General features: G+C 65.0%; 14 protein-coding genes and 1 tRNA gene. 11 read left to right on the top strand and 4 right to left on the bottom strand.

Translation table 11 applies throughout. The annotated features are described in order from the left end of the window. Window position 1 precedes the first annotated feature (1 nt). The 8 genes from nuoK to V8324_RS02915 all read left to right on the top strand — a co-directional run bounded on the left by nuoK (window position 2) and on the right by V8324_RS02915 (window position 9,146). Entirely contained in the window at window positions 2-307 is a 306-nt protein-coding gene (gene nuoK, locus V8324_RS02950) for an NADH-quinone oxidoreductase subunit NuoK (RefSeq protein ID WP_336418427.1), read from the top strand. Window positions 308-311: 4 nt separating this feature from the next. After that, window positions 312-2,279, top strand: a complete 1,968-nt coding sequence (nuoL, locus tag V8324_RS02945; RefSeq protein ID WP_336418426.1) for an NADH-quinone oxidoreductase subunit L — start codon at window positions 312-314, stop codon at window positions 2,277-2,279. After that, on the top strand, window positions 2,279-3,826 hold the full coding sequence (locus V8324_RS02940) for an NADH-quinone oxidoreductase subunit M (protein WP_336418425.1): 1,548 nt from the start codon (window positions 2,279-2,281) through the stop codon (window positions 3,824-3,826). Before nuoL ends, V8324_RS02940 begins: the two co-directional genes overlap by 1 nt. 18 nt (window positions 3,827-3,844) lie before the next feature. Further along, a complete protein-coding gene (nuoN, locus tag V8324_RS02935) occupies window positions 3,845-5,281 on the top strand; it encodes an NADH-quinone oxidoreductase subunit NuoN (RefSeq protein WP_336418424.1) in 1,437 nt (478 codons plus the stop codon). Between the two features lie 110 nt (window positions 5,282-5,391). Beyond that, the gene (locus V8324_RS02930; RefSeq protein WP_336418423.1) at window positions 5,392-6,156 is read left to right on the top strand and encodes a biotin--[acetyl-CoA-carboxylase] ligase; all 765 of its coding nucleotides are present in this window, start codon (window positions 5,392-5,394) and stop codon (window positions 6,154-6,156) included. Between the two features lie 18 nt (window positions 6,157-6,174). After that, on the top strand, window positions 6,175-6,945 hold the full coding sequence (locus V8324_RS02925) for a type III pantothenate kinase (protein ID WP_336418422.1): 771 nt from the start codon (window positions 6,175-6,177) through the stop codon (window positions 6,943-6,945). Window positions 6,946-6,951: 6 nt separating this feature from the next. Further along, the gene (locus tag V8324_RS02920; RefSeq protein ID WP_336418421.1) at window positions 6,952-8,619 is read left to right on the top strand and encodes a ribonuclease J; all 1,668 of its coding nucleotides are present in this window, start codon (window positions 6,952-6,954) and stop codon (window positions 8,617-8,619) included. An 8-nt stretch (window positions 8,620-8,627) separates the two neighbouring features. Beyond that, window positions 8,628-9,146 carry a DUF2478 domain-containing protein gene (locus tag V8324_RS02915; protein ID WP_336418420.1) on the top strand — a complete coding sequence of 173 codons (519 nt, stop codon included), beginning with the start codon at window positions 8,628-8,630 and terminating at the stop codon, window positions 9,144-9,146. Window positions 9,147-9,186: 40 nt separating this feature from the next. On the opposite strand, the gene sucD is transcribed toward V8324_RS02915, so the two are convergent. From sucD to V8324_RS02895, 4 genes are read right to left on the bottom strand one after another with little or no spacing between them, the layout of a single operon-like run. Continuing rightward, entirely contained in the window at window positions 9,187-10,068 is an 882-nt protein-coding gene (gene sucD, locus V8324_RS02910) for a succinate--CoA ligase subunit alpha (RefSeq protein WP_336418419.1), read from the bottom strand. Next, window positions 10,068-11,252 (bottom strand): malate--CoA ligase subunit beta, encoded by a 1,185-nt coding sequence (locus V8324_RS02905; RefSeq protein ID WP_336418418.1) that lies wholly within the window; start codon window positions 11,250-11,252, stop codon window positions 10,068-10,070. The genes sucD and V8324_RS02905 overlap by 1 nt, the downstream gene beginning before the upstream one ends. 16 nt (window positions 11,253-11,268) lie before the next feature. Beyond that, a complete protein-coding gene (locus V8324_RS02900; RefSeq protein WP_336418417.1) occupies window positions 11,269-12,210 on the bottom strand; it encodes an HpcH/HpaI aldolase/citrate lyase family protein in 942 nt (313 codons plus the stop codon). Window positions 12,211-12,224: 14 nt separating this feature from the next. Further along, window positions 12,225-13,430, bottom strand: coding sequence for a pyridoxal-phosphate-dependent aminotransferase family protein (locus tag V8324_RS02895; protein ID WP_336418416.1), 1,206 nt, complete (start codon window positions 13,428-13,430; stop codon window positions 12,225-12,227). 218 nt (window positions 13,431-13,648) lie between these two features. Between V8324_RS02895 and V8324_RS02890 the strand changes: the two genes are divergently transcribed. From V8324_RS02890 to V8324_RS02880, 3 genes are all read left to right on the top strand, one after another. Beyond that, a complete protein-coding gene (locus V8324_RS02890) occupies window positions 13,649-14,299 on the top strand; it encodes a helix-turn-helix transcriptional regulator (protein WP_336418415.1) in 651 nt (216 codons plus the stop codon). A 297-nt stretch (window positions 14,300-14,596) separates the two neighbouring features. Continuing rightward, window positions 14,597-14,671 (top strand) — tRNA-Asn (locus V8324_RS02885). 105 nt (window positions 14,672-14,776) lie between these two features. Then, complete coding sequence (locus V8324_RS02880) at window positions 14,777-16,894, top strand: tyrosine-type recombinase/integrase (protein ID WP_336418414.1); 2,118 nt, start codon at window positions 14,777-14,779, stop codon at window positions 16,892-16,894. The last annotated feature ends 356 nt before the right edge of the window (window positions 16,895-17,250 follow it).

The raw sequence follows: 17,250 nt of genomic DNA, 5'->3' as shown, positions 1-17,250 counted from the left end.
CATGATTGGCATTGAACATTACCTGACGGTCGCCGCGGCGCTGTTCGTGATCGGGATCTTCGGGCTATTCCTGAACCGCAAGAACATCATCATCCTGCTGATGTCGATCGAGCTGATGCTGCTGTCTGTCAACATCAACCTGGTGGCGTTCTCGGCGCATCTGGGCGATCTGGTCGGGCAGGTCTTCACGTTGTTCGTGCTGACCGTCGCCGCCGCCGAGGCCGCCATCGGCCTTGCGATCCTTGTCTGCTTCTTCCGCAACCGCGGCACGATCGCGGTCGAGGATGTCAACGTGATGAAGGGCTGAGCCGATGGAAACCGTTCTGCTTTTCGCGCCCCTGATCGGCGCCATCATCGCGGGCTTCGGCTGGCGCCTGATCGGCGACATGGGCGCGCAATACGTCACCACCGGGCTGCTGTTCCTGTCGGCGCTGCTGGCCTGGGTGCTGTTTCTCGGCCATGACGGCGGGACCGAGCGCATCCACGTCATGGACTGGGTGCAATCGGGGACGCTGGATGCGTCTTGGGCGATCCGCATGGACCGGCTGACGGCGGTCATGCTGGTGGTGATCACCACCGTCTCGGCGCTCGTGCATCTCTATTCCATGGGCTACATGGCGCATGACGAGAATTTCCGCGAGAACGAGAGCTACCGCCCGCGGTTCTTCGCGTATCTGTCGTTCTTCACCTTCGCGATGCTGATGCTGGTGACCGCCGACAACCTGTTGCAGATGTTCTTCGGCTGGGAGGGCGTGGGCCTTGCCTCGTACCTTCTGATCGGCTTCTATTACCGCAAGCCGTCGGCAAATGCCGCGGCGATCAAGGCCTTCGTCGTCAACCGGGTCGGCGATTTCGGGTTCCTGCTGGGGATTCTGGCGCTCTATTTCCTGGTGGATTCGATCCGCTTCGACGACATCTTCGCCGCCGCGCCCGAGCTGGCCGAGACGCAGCTTAGCTTCCTGTGGACCGAGTGGAACGCGGCGAACCTGATCGCGGTGCTGCTGTTCATCGGCGCGATGGGCAAATCCGCGCAGCTTTTCCTGCATACATGGCTTCCCGACGCGATGGAGGGCCCGACGCCCGTTTCGGCGCTGATCCACGCCGCGACGATGGTGACGGCGGGCGTGTTCCTGGTGTGCCGCATGTCGCCGCTGATGGAATACGCGCCCGACGCGATGACTTTCGTCGTCTTCATCGGCGCCACGACGGCGTTCTTCGCGGCGACGGTCGGCCTTGTGCAGAACGACATCAAGCGGGTGATCGCCTATTCGACCTGTTCGCAGCTTGGCTACATGTTCGTCGCCGCCGGTGTCGGTGTCTACTCGGTCGCGATGTTCCATCTCTTCACGCATGCCTTCTTCAAGGCGATGCTGTTTCTCGGCGCCGGCAGTGTCATCCACGGGATGCATCACGAGCAGGACATGCGCAATTACGGCGGCCTGCGCCACAAGATGCCCTACACCTTCTGGGCGATGATGATCGGCACGCTGGCGATCACCGGGGTGGGCATCCCGCTGACGCATATCGGCTTTGCCGGGTTCCTGTCGAAGGATGCCGTGATCGAGAGCGCCTATGCCGGCACGGCGGGGGGCTATGCCTTCTGGATGCTGGTGATCGCGGCGCTTTTCACATCCTTCTACAGCTGGCGGCTGATGTTCCTGACCTTCTTCGGCGAGCGGCGCGGGAACGGGCACACCCACGAGCACGCGCATGAAAGCCCGATGACGATGATCGTGCCCCTGGGCGTGCTGGCACTTGGCGCGGTCTTCGCGGGGATGATCTGGTACGGGCCGTTCTTCGGGTCGACAGAGCGGGTCACCGAGTGGTTCGGCGATGCGATCCTGATGGTCGAAAGCAACACGGTTCTGCACGACGCGCATTACGTCAGCGCCTGGGTCAAGGTCAGCCCGTTCATCGCGATGCTGATCGGGTTCCTGACCGCGCTGTGGTTCTATGTCCTCGATCCGTCGATGCCCGGCAAATGGGCGGCGACCAATCGCCCGCTCTACCTCTTTCTGCTCAACAAGTGGTATTTCGACGAGATCTACGACACCCTGATCGTGCGCCCGACACATGTCGTGGCCTCCGTGCTGTGGAAGCGCGGCGATGGTGACGTGATCGACGGGTCGATCAACGGCGTCGCCATGGGCCTGATCCCGCGGCTGACGCGCCTCGCCGGGCGGGCGCAATCGGGGTACATCTTCACCTACGTGTTCGCGATGGTGATCGGGGTCGCGATCCTGGTCACGTGGATGACGATCTTCGGAGGCGCGAACTGATGGATAACCTGCTTTCCATTGTGACCTTCATCCCGGCGGTGGCGGCGGCGATCCTCGCCATCTTCCTGCGCGGCGAGGACGAGGCGGCGCAGCGCAACGCCAAGTGGGTGGCGCTGATCGCCACGTCGCTGACCTTCGTCGTGTCGCTGTTCATCCTGTTCGGGTTCGACCCCGCCGAGACCGGCTTTCAGTTCGTCGAGGAGCGCGACTGGCTTCTGGGCCTGAAATACAAGGTCGGGGTCGACGGGATCAGCGTGCTGTTCGTGTTGCTGACGACCTTCATCATGCCGCTGTCGATCGCCGCATCGTGGAACGTCAATGTGCGCGTCAAGGAATACATGATCGCCTTCCTGATCCTCGAGACGCTTATGCTGGGCGTCTTCGTGGCGCTCGACCTGGTGCTGTTCTACCTGTTCTTCGAGGCCGGCCTGATCCCGATGTTCCTGATCATCGGCATCTGGGGCGGGGCGGCGCGCATCTACGCGTCGTTCAAGTTCTTCCTCTACACCTTCCTCGGCTCGGTGCTGATGCTGGTGGCGATGGTCGCGATGTTCGCCGAGGCCGGCACCACCGACATCCCCACTCTGCTGCGGCACGAATTCTCGTCCGAAAGCTTCTCGCTGCTTGGCATCCACGTGCTGGGCGGGATGCAGACGCTGATGTTCCTGGCGTTCTTCGCCAGCTTTGCGGTGAAGATGCCGATGTGGCCGGTGCATACATGGCTGCCCGACGCGCATGTGCAGGCGCCCACCGCCGGGTCGGTGGTGCTGGCGGCGTTGCTGCTGAAGCTGGGCGGGTACGGCTTCCTGCGCTTTTCGCTGCCGATGTTCCCGGTGGGGGCAGAGGTGCTGACGCCGCTGGTGCTGTGGATGTCGGCGATCGCCATCGTCTACACCTCGCTGGTGGCGCTGGCACAGGAGGACATGAAAAAGCTGATCGCCTACAGTTCCGTGGCGCATATGGGGTTTGTCACGATGGGGATCTTCGCGGCCAACCAGCAGGGCCTCGACGGGGCGATCTTCCAGATGATCAGCCACGGCTTCATCTCGGGCGCGCTGTTCCTGTGCGTGGGCGTCATCTATGACCGCATGCACACGCGCGAGATCGCGGCCTATGGCGGGCTGGTGAACCGGATGCCGGCCTATGCGCTGATCTTCATGTTCTTCACCATGGCCAATGTCGGCCTGCCCGGCACCAGCGGGTTCGTCGGCGAATTCCTGACGCTGGTGGGCGTGTTCCAGGTCAATACATGGGTGGCCGCGGTCGCCGCGACCGGTGTGATCCTGTCGGCGGCCTACGCGCTGTGGCTTTACCGTCGGGTGGTGCTGGGCGATCTCATCAAGGAAAGCCTGCGCACCATCAGCGACATGACCAACCGCGAGCGGGCGATCTTCGCGCCGCTTGTGCTGATGACGCTGCTGCTGGGGGTCTATCCCCGGCTGGTCACCGATATCACCGGCCCCTCGGTCGAGGCGCTGATTTCCAATGTCGAGATGGCGCAGGCCGTGGCCCATGCCACGGACCAGGTCGCCGCCGCGGATCACTGAAGAAGAGGCCTTGACGCCATGCATGCCGATCTGAACGTCATACTGCCGGAAATCCTGATGTCGGTCTATGCCATCGCCGCCCTGCTGGCCGTGGCCTATACCGGACAGGACAGGATGGCCGGCCCGCTGGTCTGGCTGACCTCGGCGGTCTTCGTGATGATGGCGCTGTGGATCGGGACGGGATCGGGCGGCGACACGCGCACCGCGTTCGGCGGCATGTTCAACGATGACGGCTTCGCTCGCTTCGCCAAGGTGACGATCCTTCTGGCGGCGGCCGCGGTGCTGTTGCTGGGCCAGGATTACATGGAGCGGCGCGGCATTCTGCGCTTCGAGTTTCCGCTGCTGGTGACGTTGTCGGTGGTCGGCATGATGGTAATGGTCAGCGCCGGCGATCTGATGGCGCTTTACATGGGGCTGGAGCTGCAGTCGCTGGCGCTGTACGTGGTCGCCTCGCTGCGCCGCGACAGCGCCAAGTCGACCGAGGCGGGGCTGAAATACTTCGTGCTCGGGGCGCTTTCCTCGGGTCTGCTGCTATACGGCGCCTCGCTGACCTATGGCTATGCGGGCACGACGCTGTTCTCGGGCATCATCGACGCCGCCGCGGGGCAGGCGCCGCTGGGGCTGCTGCTGGGGCTCGTCTTCGTGCTGGCCGGGCTGGCCTTCAAGATCTCGGCGGTGCCCTTCCACATGTGGACGCCGGATGTCTACGAGGGCGCGCCGACGCCGATCACCGCGTTCTTCGCCACCGCCCCCAAGGTCGCGGCCATGGCGCTGGTGGCGCGGGTGGTGCATGACGCCTTCGGCGGCGTTGTGGCCGACTGGCAGCAGGTGCTTGCGGCGCTGAGCGTGTTGTCGATGTTTCTGGGCGGCATCGCGGCGATCGGGCAGACCGACATCAAGCGGCTGATGGCCTACTCCTCGATCGCGCATATGGGTTACGCGCTGATGGGGCTGGCCGCCGGCACCGCCTTCGGGGTGCAGGCGATGCTGATCTACATGGCGATCTACGTGACGATGAACGTCGGCACCTTCGCCTTCATCCTGTCGATGGAGCGGGACGGCCGGCCGGTGACCGATATCTCCAGCCTCAACATGTACTCGAAAGCCCAGCCGGGGCGCGCGCTCGCCATGTTGATCCTGTTGTTCAGCCTGGCCGGGGTGCCGCCGCTTCTGGGCTTTTTCGGCAAGCTCTACGTGCTGCGCGCCGCCTATGAGGGCGGGCTGGTCTGGCTGGCCGTGGCTGGCGTTGTCGCCTCGGTGATCGGGGCGTTCTACTACCTGCGGATCGTCTACTACATGTATTTCGGCGAAGAGGGCGAGGGCGTCGAGACCGGGCGGTCTTCGGTGCAATGGGCCTTCCTGATGGTGTCGGCGGCGGTGATGCTCGTGGGCATCATCAACATGTTCGGCGTCGAGGCGATGGCGCAGGCCGCCGCGGCGACGCTGGTCAACTGACCACGGCCTTGCGGGCTTGACGACATGGTGACGCGCCCCTCGGGCGCGTCGCGGTATGTTTTGGCACCCTTGGCAGGGTGCGGGCCTCCGGCAGGAGTATTTTCAGAAAGATGAAGCAGGACACGCGTTTCGACTGGCCCGCGGGGTACGGGCGGCGGGTGCTGACATCGGTGGACAGCACCAATGCCGAGGCCGCGCGCCTGGCCCCCGGCCTGGGCGGGCCGGAATGGATCCTGGCGCTGGAGCAGACGGCGGCGCGCGGGCGGCGCGGCCGGGCGTGGCGCAACCCGCCCGGCAATTTCGCCGCGACGCTGGTGATGCGCCCCGCCGAGAGCCCGGACCGGGTCGCGCTGCGGTCCTTCGTCGCGGCGCTGGCATTGCAGGAGGCGCTGGTGGCCGTCACGGGGCGCCCCGAAGCGTTCGCGTTGAAGTGGCCCAATGACGTGCTCTTGCAGGGAGGCAAGCTGGCGGGGATCCTGCTGGAGAGTGCGGGCGCGGGCCGGGGGCTGAGCCATTTCGCGATCGGCATCGGCGTGAACCTGCGGCAGGCACCGGAACCGGCAGAGGTGGAGGCGGGCGCGCTGCGGCCCGTGTCGCTTCTGGCGGAGACCGGGGTCGCTATCGGGCCGGAGGATTTCCTCGATCTTCTGGCCCCCGCCTATGCGCGGATCGAGACGCAATTCGTGACCCATGGGTTTGCGCCCATCCGGCGCGCATGGCTTGACCGGGCGGCGCGCCTGGGCGAGGCGATCACCGCGCGCACCGTGCGCGACACGCATCACGGGACGTTCGAGACAGTGGACGAGGCGGGCAATCTCGTTCTAATGACCCCCAAGGGGCGGCAGGTCATTGCCGCGGCCGAAGTGTTTTTCTGACGCGGGAGGGCGCGCCCCATGCTGCTGGCGATTGATTGCGGAAACACCAACACCGTGTTCTCGATCTGGGACGGTACGCGGTTCCTGTGCACGCTGCGCACCTCGACCGAGCATCAGCGCACCGCGGACCAGTATTTCGTCTGGTTCAACACGCTTCTGAAGCATCACGGGATCGAGGCCCGGATCGACGCGGTCGTCATCAGCGCCACCGTGCCGCGCGTGGTCTTCAACCTGCGAGTCTTTTCGGATCGCTATTTCAATTGCCGCCCACTGGTGGTGGGCAAGCCGGAATGCCGCCTGCCGGTGGATGTGCGCGTCGATGCGGGCACCCAGGTTGGCCCCGACCGGCTGGTCAACACGGTGGCGGGCTTCGACCTGTATGGCGGCGACCTGATCATCGTGGATTTCGGCACCGCCACCACCTTCGACGTGGTCGACACCGATGGCGCCTATATCGGCGGGGTGATCGCGCCGGGCGTGAACCTTTCGCTGCAGGCGCTACATGAAGCCGCGGCCGCGCTGCCGCATGTCGACGTCACCAAGCCCGACCGCGTGATCGGCACCAATACCGTGGCGTGCATGCAATCGGGCGTGTTCTGGGGTTATGTCGGGCTGATCGATGGGATATGCGAACGAATAAAGGCCGAGCATGGCCGCACCATGACGGTGATCGCAACGGGTGGGCTGGCACCTCTCTTCCAGCAGGGAACGGACATGTTCGACATGTTCGAGGATGATCTCACGATGCACGGGCTGACCGTGATCCACGACTACAACAAGGAGGGCTGACGCCCCATGAGCAATGAGAGATTGATTTACCTTCCCCTCGGCGGGGCGGGTGAGATCGGTATGAACGCCTATGTCTACGGCTATGGCGCCCCGGGAAAGGAGCGCCTGATCCTTGTCGATCTGGGCCTGACCTTCCCGGACATGGACACCACCCCCGGGGTCGACCTGATCCTGCCGGACATCACCTGGCTGGCCGAGCGGCGCGACCGTCTGGAGGCGGTGTTCGTCACCCATGCGCACGAGGATCACATCGGCGCGGTTGCGCAATATTACGACCGTCTTGGCGCGCCGGTCTATGCGCGGGCCTTCACCGCCAATCTTGCGCGGCGCAAGATGGCCGAGTTCGGATATCCCGAAAAGGCGGTCACGACCGTGGCGCCCTGGCCCGAGATCACGCAGGTCGGGCCGTTCAGCGTGGGCTACGTGCCGACCTCTCATTCGATCCCCGAAAGCTCGGGGCTGGTGATCGACACGCCCGGCGGCCGCATCGTGCATACCGGCGATTTCAAGATCGACCTGACCCCCGGTGTCGGCGAGCCGTTCGATCACGCGCTCTGGGAAAGCCTGGCCGCGCCGGGCGTCAAGGCGCTGGCCTGCGACTCGACCAATGTGTTCAGCCATCACGAGGGCCGCTCCGAAAGCACCGTCGCCGAACCGATCACCAACCTCGTGGCGCAATCCGGGGGCATGTTCGTCTGCACGACCTTCGCCAGCAACGTCGCGCGGCTGAAGACGCTGGCCGAGGCCGGCGTGCGCGCGGGCCGGTCGGTCTGCCTGATGGGCCGCGCGATGCAGCGCATGGTCGAGGCCGGCCACGAGAGCGGCGTGATCACCGATTTCCCGCCCACGATCACCCCCGAGGAGGCGGCCTCGGTGCCGCGCGGAAGCCTGATGCTGATCGTCACCGGCAGCCAGGGCGAGCGCCGCGCGGCGAGCGCGCAACTGGCCGGCGGCAAGTATAACGGCATCGTGCTGAAGGAGGGCGACACGTTCCTCTTCTCGTCGAAGACGATCCCCGGCAACGAGCGCGGCGTCATCCGCATCATGAACAAGTTCTCCGAGATGGGCGTCGACGTGATCGAGGGCGACGAGCGCTACCACGTCTCGGGCCATGCCAACCGCCCCGATCTCGACGTGATGCACAAGCTTCTGAAGCCGCAGATGGTGATCCCGATGCATGGCGAGCACCGGCACCTGCGCGAGCATGTCAAGCTGGCCGAGGCCAACAACCTTCAGGGGATCCTCGCGGTCAACGGCATGATGATCGACCTTGGCGGCAAGGCGCCGAAGGTGGCCGAGTATGTCGAGACCGGGCGCACCTATCTTGACGGATCGACCCGGATCGGCGCGCTGGACGGTGTCGTGCGCGACCGGATCCGCATGGCGCTGAACGGGCATGTGATGGTCAACATCATCCTCGACGAAGAGGACGACCCGCTTGGCGATCCCTGGGTCGAGACGATGGGGCTGGCCGAGACCGGGCGCAGCCGCACCGCGCTGGTCGACGTGCTGGAAGAGGACATGTCGGTCTTCATGGGCCGCGCCCAGAAGAAGGTGCTGTCCGACGACGCCAAGATCGAGGAGGGGCTGCGCCGGGTCGCCCGCCAGAGCACGCAGCGCGAGATCGGCAAGCGGCCCGAGGTGACCGTGGTCATCAGCCGCCTGACCGATTGAGCGCCGCCATGCACATCGGCTATCTCAGTGCCGAGGGTGTCGGGGACACCGATCTGCTGTTGCGCGATCTGGCAACGCGCGCCGCGGCGCGCGGGCTGCGGCTGTGCGGGACGGTGCAGATCAACTCGGGTTGCGCCCCCGACCGGCCCTGTGACATGGATGTGCGGATCCTTCCCGACGGGCCGGTGATCCGCATCTCGCAAAGCCTCGGGCCGGGGGCGCGGGGCTGCAGGCTGGATCCGGACGCGCTGGAAACGGCGGTGGCGCAGGCCGCCGCGCGGCTGGCGGCGGGTTGCGATCTGGTGATCGTCAACAAGTTCGGCAAGCAGGAGGCCGACGGCCGCGGCTTTCGCGATCTGATCGCCGAGGCGCTTGGCGCGGACGTGCCTGTGCTGGTGGGGGTGAACCGCCGCAACCTTGCGGCGTTCGAGACATTCACCGGCGGGCAGGCCGCGCCGGTGGCGGCCGAGCGCGGCGCGCTCGACGCGTGGCTCGACGCGCTGACGCGCGAGGCGCGCACGGGGTGAGCCGGCCGGCGCGCGGGTGCGGCGCCGACCGGTGCGCGTGTCAGGCGACCATGGCCTCGACCGAGGCGCCGAAGGACGAGGGCGTGGGCACGATGGTGACGCCGGCTTCGGACAGGATCTCGACCTTTTCCTGTGCGGATTCTCCGAAGGCGGACACGATCGCGCCCGCGTGGCCCATGCGCCGCCCCTTGGGCGCCGAGAGACCGGCGATATAGGCCGCCACCGGCTTGGTCATGTGGTCGCGGATATAGGCCGCGGCCTCGGCTTCCTGCGGGCCGCCGATCTCGCCGACCATCACAACGGCATCGGTGCCCTCGTCATTCTCGAAAAGCTCGAGGATGTCGCGGAAGGATGATCCGTTGATCGGGTCGCCGCCGATCCCCACCGAGGTCGACACGCCGATCCCGCGCGCCTTCATCTGGCTTGCCGCCTCGTAGCCAAGGGTCCCTGAGCGCCCGACGATGCCGACGCGTCCGGCTGCGTAGATCGAGGGCGGCATCAGCCCGGCGAAGGCCTGTCCCGGCGTGATTATGCCCGCGCAGTTCGGCCCGATCAGCCGCATCCGCTTTTCCGCCTTGTAGCGGCGCATGTAGCGCTTGACGCGGATCATGTCGCGGGCGGGGATGCCGTCGGCGATGCACACGCATGTGCCGATCCCGGCATCCGCCGCTTCCATGATCGAATCGGCGGCGAAGGGCGGCGGCACGAACGAGATCACCAGATCGGCGCCGGTTTCCGCCACCGCGCCCTTGACGGTGTTGAAGACCGGCAGGCCTTCGTGCTTGGTGCCGCCCTTGCCGGGGGTGACGCCGCCCACGACGTTGGTGCCATGCGCGATCATGTCCTGCGTGTGAAAGCTGCCGATGCGCCCGGTCAGACCGGTGACCAGCACGCGGGTGGATCTGTCGATGATGATGGCCATCACACGGTCTCCTTCGTCTTGAGGGATTGCCATGCGCCGACGACCTTTTCGCCGGCCTCGGCCAGTGTTTCGGCGGTGAGGATGTCGAGCCCGCTTTCCGCGAGGATGCGGCGCCCTTCCTCGACATTGGTGCCCGACAGCCGCACGACGACTGGCAGTTCCAGCTCCAGCTCGCGCACCGCGCGGACCACGCCCTCGGCGATCCAGTCGCAGCGGTTGATGCCGGCGAAGATGTTGACGAGGATCGCCTCGACCTTGGGGTCGTTGAGCACCGCCTGGAACGACATCAGCACGCGCTCGGGGCTGGCGCCGCCGCCCACGTCGAGGAAGTTCGCAGGCTCGCCGCCGGCCATCTTGATCATGTCGAGCGTCGCCATCGCGAGGCCCGCGCCGTTGACGATGCAGCCGATCTGCCCGTCGAGGCCGATATAGTTGAGGCCGCGATCGCTGGCGAAGGTCTCTCGCGGGTCCTCCTGGCTCTTGTCGCGCAGTTCCGAGATCTCGGGGCGGCGAAACAGCGCGTTGTCGTCGAAGCTGACCTTGCCGTCGAGCGCCATGATCTCGCCCGACCCGGTGACCACCAGCGGATTGATTTCGACCATGTTGGCGTCGGTTTCCTCCATCATGCGGTAGGCGCCGATGATCGTCTTGACGGCCTGCGGGATGAGCGCCGCGTCGAGCCCCAGCGAGAACGCGATCTCGCGCGCCTGGAAGCTTTGCATGCCGACCGCCGGATCGACCACCGAGCGGATGATCGACTCGGGCTCTTGCGCCGAGATGTCCTCGATCTCCATGCCGCCCTCGCCCGAGGCGACGACGACCACGCGCTCTTCCTTGCGGTCCATCACGAAGGCGAGGTAGATCTCCTGCGCGATATCGGTGGCCTCCTCGACGTAAAGACGGCTGACCAGCTTGCCTTGCGGGCCGGTCTGATGGGTGACCAGCATGCGCCCCAGCATCCAGCTTGCGGCCTCGCTGATCTCCTTTTCCGACTTGCAGATCTTCACGCCGCCCGCCTTGCCGCGCGCGCCGGAATGGATCTGCGCCTTGACGACCCATTTCTCGCCCGACAGCTCTGAGGCGCGATAGACCGCCTGTTCGGGGCTGTAGGCGATGCCGCCCCGCGGTACCTGCACGCCGAAGCGCTTCAGCAGGTCTTTGGCCTGAAATTCATGGATATCCATGTCCGGGTTCCTTTCCTTATCCCTTGGCCGCGATGGCGTCGGCCACGCTGAGCACGTTGTTGGCCATGCGCTCGGATGCCGCGTCGATCATCTTGCCGTCGAGGCTGGCGGCGCCCTTGCCCTCGGCCTCGGCCTTGCGCATCTCCTCGATGATGCGGCGGGCGCGGGTCACTTCCTCTTCGGGCGGCGAGAACACCTCGTTGGCAAGCTGAATCTGGCTGGGATGGATGGCCCACTTGCCCTCGATCCCCAGGGCCGCGGCGCGCTTGGCCGAGAGGACATACCCGTCGGGATCGGCGAAATCGCCGAACGGCCCGTCGATGGCGCGCAGCCCGAAGGCGCGGCAGGCGACGGTCATGCGCGACAGGGCGAAATGCCACTGGTCGCCGGGATAGTCGGGGTTGAGCCCGCCGATCACCACCGTGCGCGCCCGGTTCGAGGCGGCGTAATCGGCGACCCCGAAATGCAAGGCTTCAAGCCGCCCGGGCGCCGATGCGATCGCTTCGACATTGGCCATGCCGAGGGCGGTCTCGATCAGCGCCTCGATGCCGATCTTGTGGGTCAGGCCCGTGGCTGTCTCGATCTGGCTGACCATGGTTTCCACGGTGTAAAGATCCGCCGGCACCCCGACCTTGGGCACGAGGATCGTGTCGAGGAACTGGCCCGCCTGTTCGACGATCTCGACCACGTCGCGATACATGTAATGCGTATCGAGCCCGTTGATGCGGATCGAGACGGTCTTGCCCTTGGCGGCCCAGTCGATGTCGTGGAGCGCCTGGATGATGTTGGCCCGCGCCTGGATCTTGTCGGGGGGGGCGACTGCGTCCTCGAGATCGAAGAAGATCACGTCGACCTCCGAGTCGGCGGCCTTCTCGATCATCGACGGGTTGGATCCCGGCACCGCCAGTTCGGACCGGTGCAGGCGTTGCTTTTTCAGCGGGTGAAGCGTGTAGCTCATGCGGGGGTATCCTTTCAGGCGGCGCGTGCGGCCGCGGTGCGGCCCTGCCGCGGGGTGGTCATGCGGAACGATTCTTGCGCTGCGGCGACGCCGCGCCCGGGGGTGATGTCGGCGCCTGCGTCGCGCAGCGCCATTTCCGCGGCCGACAGCGCACCGCACAGCATCACCGGGTTCAGCGATCCGAGGTGTCCGATGCGGAAGGCGCGGCCCGCCAGCTTGGCAAGGCCTGTGCCGAGTGAGGTCTGGTACTTGAAATAAGCGGTCTCGATCACCTCGCGGGCATCTATCCCTTCGGGGGTGTAGATCGCCGAGACGGTGTCGGATTGCCATTCCGGCCCGTCGGCCACCAGCCGGCAGCCCGGCCACTCGGCGACCGCGGCGCGCACGCCCTCGGCCAGTCGGTGATGGCGCGCCCAGACGGACTCCATCCCGTCGCCGAGCAGCATGTCGAGCGACACGCGCAACCCGCGCAAGAGCGGCGTGGGCGGGGTGTAGGGAAAATAGCCGGTATCGTTGAGGCGAATCATGTCCGAAAAGCTGAAATAGCAGCGCGGCATGTCGGCATGTTCGTGCGCGGCAAGCGCCTTTTCGCTGACACCGAGGAAGGCGAGGCCCGCGGGCAGCATGAAGCCCTTTTGCGAGCCTGCGACGGCGAGGTCCACGCCCCAGCCATCCATCTCGAACGGGATCGACGCGATGGAGCTGACGCCGTCGACGAACAGAAGGGCAGGGTGGCCGGCCTCGTCGAGCGCGCGGCGCAGCGCGGGAATGTCCGAGGTGACGCCGGTCGCGGTCTCGTTATGGGTCGCGAAGACCGCCTTGATGCTGTGCGTCTTGTCATTTTCGAGGCGGGTTTTGTACGCATCTATCGGCACGCCCTTGCCCCAGTCGACGTCGATCACCTCGACATCGAGGCCGAGACGCTCTGCCATGTCGACCCACAGCATCGAGAACTGGCCGAAACGCGACATCAGGACCTTGTCGCCGGTGTTCAGCGTGTTGGTGATCGCCGCCTCCCATGCCCCCGTGCCGGAGCCCGGAAACGCGAAAACGCGGCCTTCTTCAAGGCGGTAGGCGCGGGCGAGGTCCCCAAGCAGCGGCGTGATGAAGTCGCAGAAATCCGGGGCGCGCATGTCCTCCATCGGAATGTTCATCGCGCGCCGCACCTCCTCGGGCACATTGGTCGGGCCGGGAATGAAAAGATGGCTGTTGCCGTTCATGGCGATCTCCTTGCTTATTTCGCCCCTTATGACGTCGCGGCGACCGGTCCGGGAATGCCCGCGCGCATGGAAAAGCCGCGCGCGAAGGGGGGCGATCCGCCCGCCGGGTAGGGCGCACCTACCCGAGCTGCATCGTTCGGCATGCCGCGGCATGCTGCGAAATCGTTTGATTTCATGGCGCTCATTTGTCTTCCTGTCGTCGGGAAGAGGAGAAACGGATGCGCGACGTGGTACAGGTGTCGGACGAGGACGCGGTCGGGCAGGTTCCCGAGGTGATCGTGGCCGACAGGCAGCTAATCGTCTGCCAGGGCCTGGGATCGCTTGTCGCCAAGATCCCCGAGGTGCGCCTCGGGGCGTTCGCCAATGACAAGGCGAGCCTACGCAAGGCGTTGCGGCAATGTACCGGCCCGGCGATCGTGGTCCTCGGCGTGCGGCTCGCAGATGCCGACCTGGCCCGGGTGCTGGAAATGCTGCGCCGCGATCACCCCGCGGTGATGGTGGTGGTGGTCGCCGAAGAAACCGAGTTCGCCTTCATCCGCACGGCGATCAAGGCCGGGGCGCATTCGATCTGCATGATGGGCCAGGTGCTGACCAGCCTGCCGCAGGTACTGGGCCGCCTGGTCGAGGGACATTCGATCCTGCCGACGGCCGTGCTCAAGCGGCTGACCGGCGAGCAGGGCGACACCCTGACCCGCCGCGAGCACGAGATCCTCGGCCTGCTGGTGGACGGCCTCACCAATTTCCAGATCTCTGCGCGGCTCGGGCTGTCGGAGAACACGGTCAAGTATTACCTCAAGACGATCTACCAGAAACTCGAGGTGAATTCCCGCGGCGGCGCCATCGCGAAATACGTCGCGGGGACCTACTGACCGGCCCAGCGTCCGTGCCGGTAGCCTGTGCGCCCTCAGTAGATGAATTCTCGCACTGCAACCGCCTGTCATCCCGGTGTATTGCGAGGATGCCAAGGATCAGTGCCAACTCACGCGATCCCGCGCCTCACGGGCGGCATGGCCCGACCCCGGATGCCGCTCCCGGGCCTCCGGACGGGCCAAGGTCGGCCCCCAACGCCAGATCAGGACCTCGCCCGCGAGGCTTCCATTTTCCAAGCAATTTTCGCCCAGGTCCTCTGGACCTTCCAAAACAGCGTTGGTATACGCCTTTCAAGTTCCGGCGTAGCTCAGCGGTAGAGCAGTTGACTGTTAATCAATTGGTCGTAGGTTCGATCCCTACCGCCGGAGCCAATCTCAAAAAAATCAACCGAAAACAAGTACTTGATCCGGTTAACCGGTCGAGATTTCGTTATGCGACACATGCTGCGACACACGAGTCGCGAAAGGGTCGCACACATGGCCGCATGCCCAACCTACATCATCCGCCGGGACGCAACGCTGGTATTTCGGCGCCGTGTCCCATCGGTTGCGAGAAATTTTTACACCAAGACGTTTTTTTGTTTTTCGCTTCGAACGCACTTCCTCTCCGAGGCGCGGCGACGGGCTGCGGTGGCAGCCCGCTTCACCGACGATCTCATCGGATTGATAGAGATGTGCGGAGCCGACATGCTCGACGAAAGACAGCTCGACCGCATGGTCGATGACCTGATGCGGTTCGAGGTGGCAGCCACCGAGGCCCTCAGGGAGACCTGCGCCCCGCGCGGCCCCGAGGCCGTGGCGGCGGCCGTCCGCCTGCACGAAGCCACCCGCGAGACAATGCGGGCCGCCCTCGTCTATAATGACTACGAGGCCGTCTCGACGCCCCTTTCTCGAACCCTCGGCCGCCTCGGGCTGCCTGTCGAACGCGGAAGCGACGACTGGTTGCGTGCGGCACGGCGCGCAGCCCGCGCCCTGATCGAGGTCGCGGACGAGAACATCCACCGCGAACAGGGGATATACCGCACCGACACGCGGCTTTCGTCAGGTATCACCTGCGCGCCGTCCCAGGTCGGGCATGGGTTCCAGAAGGCAGAGACATACGGGTTGCCTCCGGCCCCGCAACCCTCGTCAGGCTTCGTCCAGGGGCCCGGTTCCGAGTCGATCAAAGCCGTGCAGTCCGATCATGGGTCGGCTCGGCACGCCCCCCCGCAGGAGAGCGTGGCCAAACCCTCAGCGCCGCGGACACAGCCGGAAATGAAACCCGGGCGCGGCGCAGCCGATACGCGGGATGCTCGCGATACTACAGGACAGGCGATCATGCCATCGCATGGCGCAAATACAGCGCCGGTCGGCCCGTTACCGGTACCCGACGCGCCTCCGCGCGCCGAAAAACGATTCAGCGAGTGGTTCGACTCAGCCGTGGATCGCAAGCGCGAGGAAAACCCTGGTTGGGATACGAACAACCTGAGCAATTGGCGGTCGACGAAGAAGCTCTTCATCGAAGCCCATGGGGACCGCCCGATGTCCTATTACACGAAAGATAAGCTGCTCGAGTTCCGTGCCCTGCTCTCCGCGATGCCGAAGAACCACCACAAGAGCAGTGACTCGCCCGAGCTTTATGCGATCATCGATGAGGTCGAAGCCGAGGAAGCCCGCAATATCATCATCGCCGAAAACGAGATCTCAGAGCACGGCCTGAATCGCGGCGATGCCGAGCAACGTCTTGCCCGGGCGAAGATCGCGCGCGTTCGCGTCGCGACCGTATACCGGCATATGCATGTCATCCAGTTCATCTTCCGAAATGCCGCGGATCACGGGGCGGCGCCCACGAACGCGATGAAGGGCATCATCTGGACGACGAAGCAGTTTGAAAAGCTGAAGGCCGAGGAGAAGGACATGCGACGTCTGCCCTGGGGGGACAAGCTCGCCGATCTTCTGAGCACGACGGCGTTCCATGCGCCCGTTCCCTCAGGCGCAAAGGTGCACGACGTGTTCTGGCCGACTTTGATGGCGGCGCATTCCGGTCTGCGCGAAGAGGAAGTCCTGCAACTGAGGACCGAGGATTTCGACACGATCAAGCGCATTCCGATCCTTCGGGTCCAGTGTGGCGAGGGTCAGCACATCAAGAGCGGCATCCGGTATCGCATCGTCCCGATCCACGAGAATCTGATCGAGCTTGGTCTCCTGACCCATGTCGAGGACTGCCGCCGCAGGGGGCAGGAGTGGTTGTTCCCCGGCATCGACCGGTGCGCGGCAAAGGGGCGCCTGTCGGGCACCTTCACCAAGACCTTCGGCCACTACCGGATAAAGGAGGGCATCTATGATCCGCGGCGGGACTTCCACTCGCTTCGCACCCATTTCAACGTGGAACTGAAGCGGGCGAAGTGCCCCCTGGATATCCGCAAGCGGCTCCTTGGGCACAAGCTGCGTGATGTCACGGAGGACCACTACGATCCGGAAGGGTCCCCGATCGAGGATTACAAGCAATGGGTCGATGGGCTCGAGATCGACATCTCGAAAGTCCGCAGCCCGTATCGCGACCGCATCGATCGTCACTCTGGTGAAAACATCGTCGTTCTTGCTACGCAGGCTTGAACGGGTGGATGCGCTTTCGAGCCCCCCATCATACCACATCGTTGAATCCGGGTTCGCTTGGCGTCTTGATCAGCAAATCCCCGCATGCATGGCCAGCTGAGCATCGCGCGGCCGTGTCCTGCGATCTCGTTTGGCAGGTCTTCATGTTCTGAGCCACGACGCGCCTCGGTTTCGCCTCGGGGGAAAGATTCCGCACTTCGCCGCAAAAAACTCTTTCAGATCGTTTCCGCCGGATAATCGATCGACCGATGTCCTGATCACTGCGTATTCCACGACATGTGGCCACCTGTTCCACGCGCATGTGGCCAGTCATTCCATGACATGTGGCCACCCCCGTGAGGTGATCTGCGAGGCAG

Source organism: Roseovarius sp. D22-M7 (genome assembly GCF_037083785.1).
Lineage (GTDB): Bacteria > Pseudomonadota > Alphaproteobacteria > Rhodobacterales > Rhodobacteraceae > Roseovarius.
The sequence above is the reverse complement of the archived record's forward strand: the minus strand, read 5'-3'. Positions and strand labels throughout refer to the sequence as shown.

Excerpts from the sequence above, each read along its gene's own strand:
- nuoN (WP_336418424.1), top strand. The coding sequence starts at position 3,845 with ATGCATGCCGATCTGAACGTCATACTGCCGGAAATCCTGATGTCGGTC.
- V8324_RS02900 (WP_336418417.1), bottom strand. The coding sequence starts at position 12,210 with ATGAGCTACACGCTTCACCCGCTGAAAAAGCAACGCCTGCACCGGTCC.
- V8324_RS02905 (WP_336418418.1), bottom strand. The coding sequence starts at position 11,252 with ATGGATATCCATGAATTTCAGGCCAAAGACCTGCTGAAGCGCTTCGGC.
- V8324_RS02895 (WP_336418416.1), bottom strand. The coding sequence starts at position 13,430 with ATGAACGGCAACAGCCATCTTTTCATTCCCGGCCCGACCAATGTGCCC.
- nuoK (WP_336418427.1), top strand. The coding sequence starts at position 2 with ATGATTGGCATTGAACATTACCTGACGGTCGCCGCGGCGCTGTTCGTG.
- V8324_RS02940 (WP_336418425.1), top strand. The coding sequence starts at position 2,279 with ATGGATAACCTGCTTTCCATTGTGACCTTCATCCCGGCGGTGGCGGCG.
- V8324_RS02915 (WP_336418420.1), top strand. The coding sequence starts at position 8,628 with ATGCACATCGGCTATCTCAGTGCCGAGGGTGTCGGGGACACCGATCTG.
- V8324_RS02890 (WP_336418415.1), top strand. The coding sequence starts at position 13,649 with ATGCGCGACGTGGTACAGGTGTCGGACGAGGACGCGGTCGGGCAGGTT.
- nuoL (WP_336418426.1), top strand. The coding sequence starts at position 312 with ATGGAAACCGTTCTGCTTTTCGCGCCCCTGATCGGCGCCATCATCGCG.
- V8324_RS02880 (WP_336418414.1), top strand. The coding sequence starts at position 14,777 with ATGGCCGCATGCCCAACCTACATCATCCGCCGGGACGCAACGCTGGTA.
- sucD (WP_336418419.1), bottom strand. The coding sequence starts at position 10,068 with ATGGCCATCATCATCGACAGATCCACCCGCGTGCTGGTCACCGGTCTG.
- V8324_RS02930 (WP_336418423.1), top strand. The coding sequence starts at position 5,392 with ATGAAGCAGGACACGCGTTTCGACTGGCCCGCGGGGTACGGGCGGCGG.
- V8324_RS02925 (WP_336418422.1), top strand. The coding sequence starts at position 6,175 with ATGCTGCTGGCGATTGATTGCGGAAACACCAACACCGTGTTCTCGATC.
- V8324_RS02920 (WP_336418421.1), top strand. The coding sequence starts at position 6,952 with ATGAGCAATGAGAGATTGATTTACCTTCCCCTCGGCGGGGCGGGTGAG.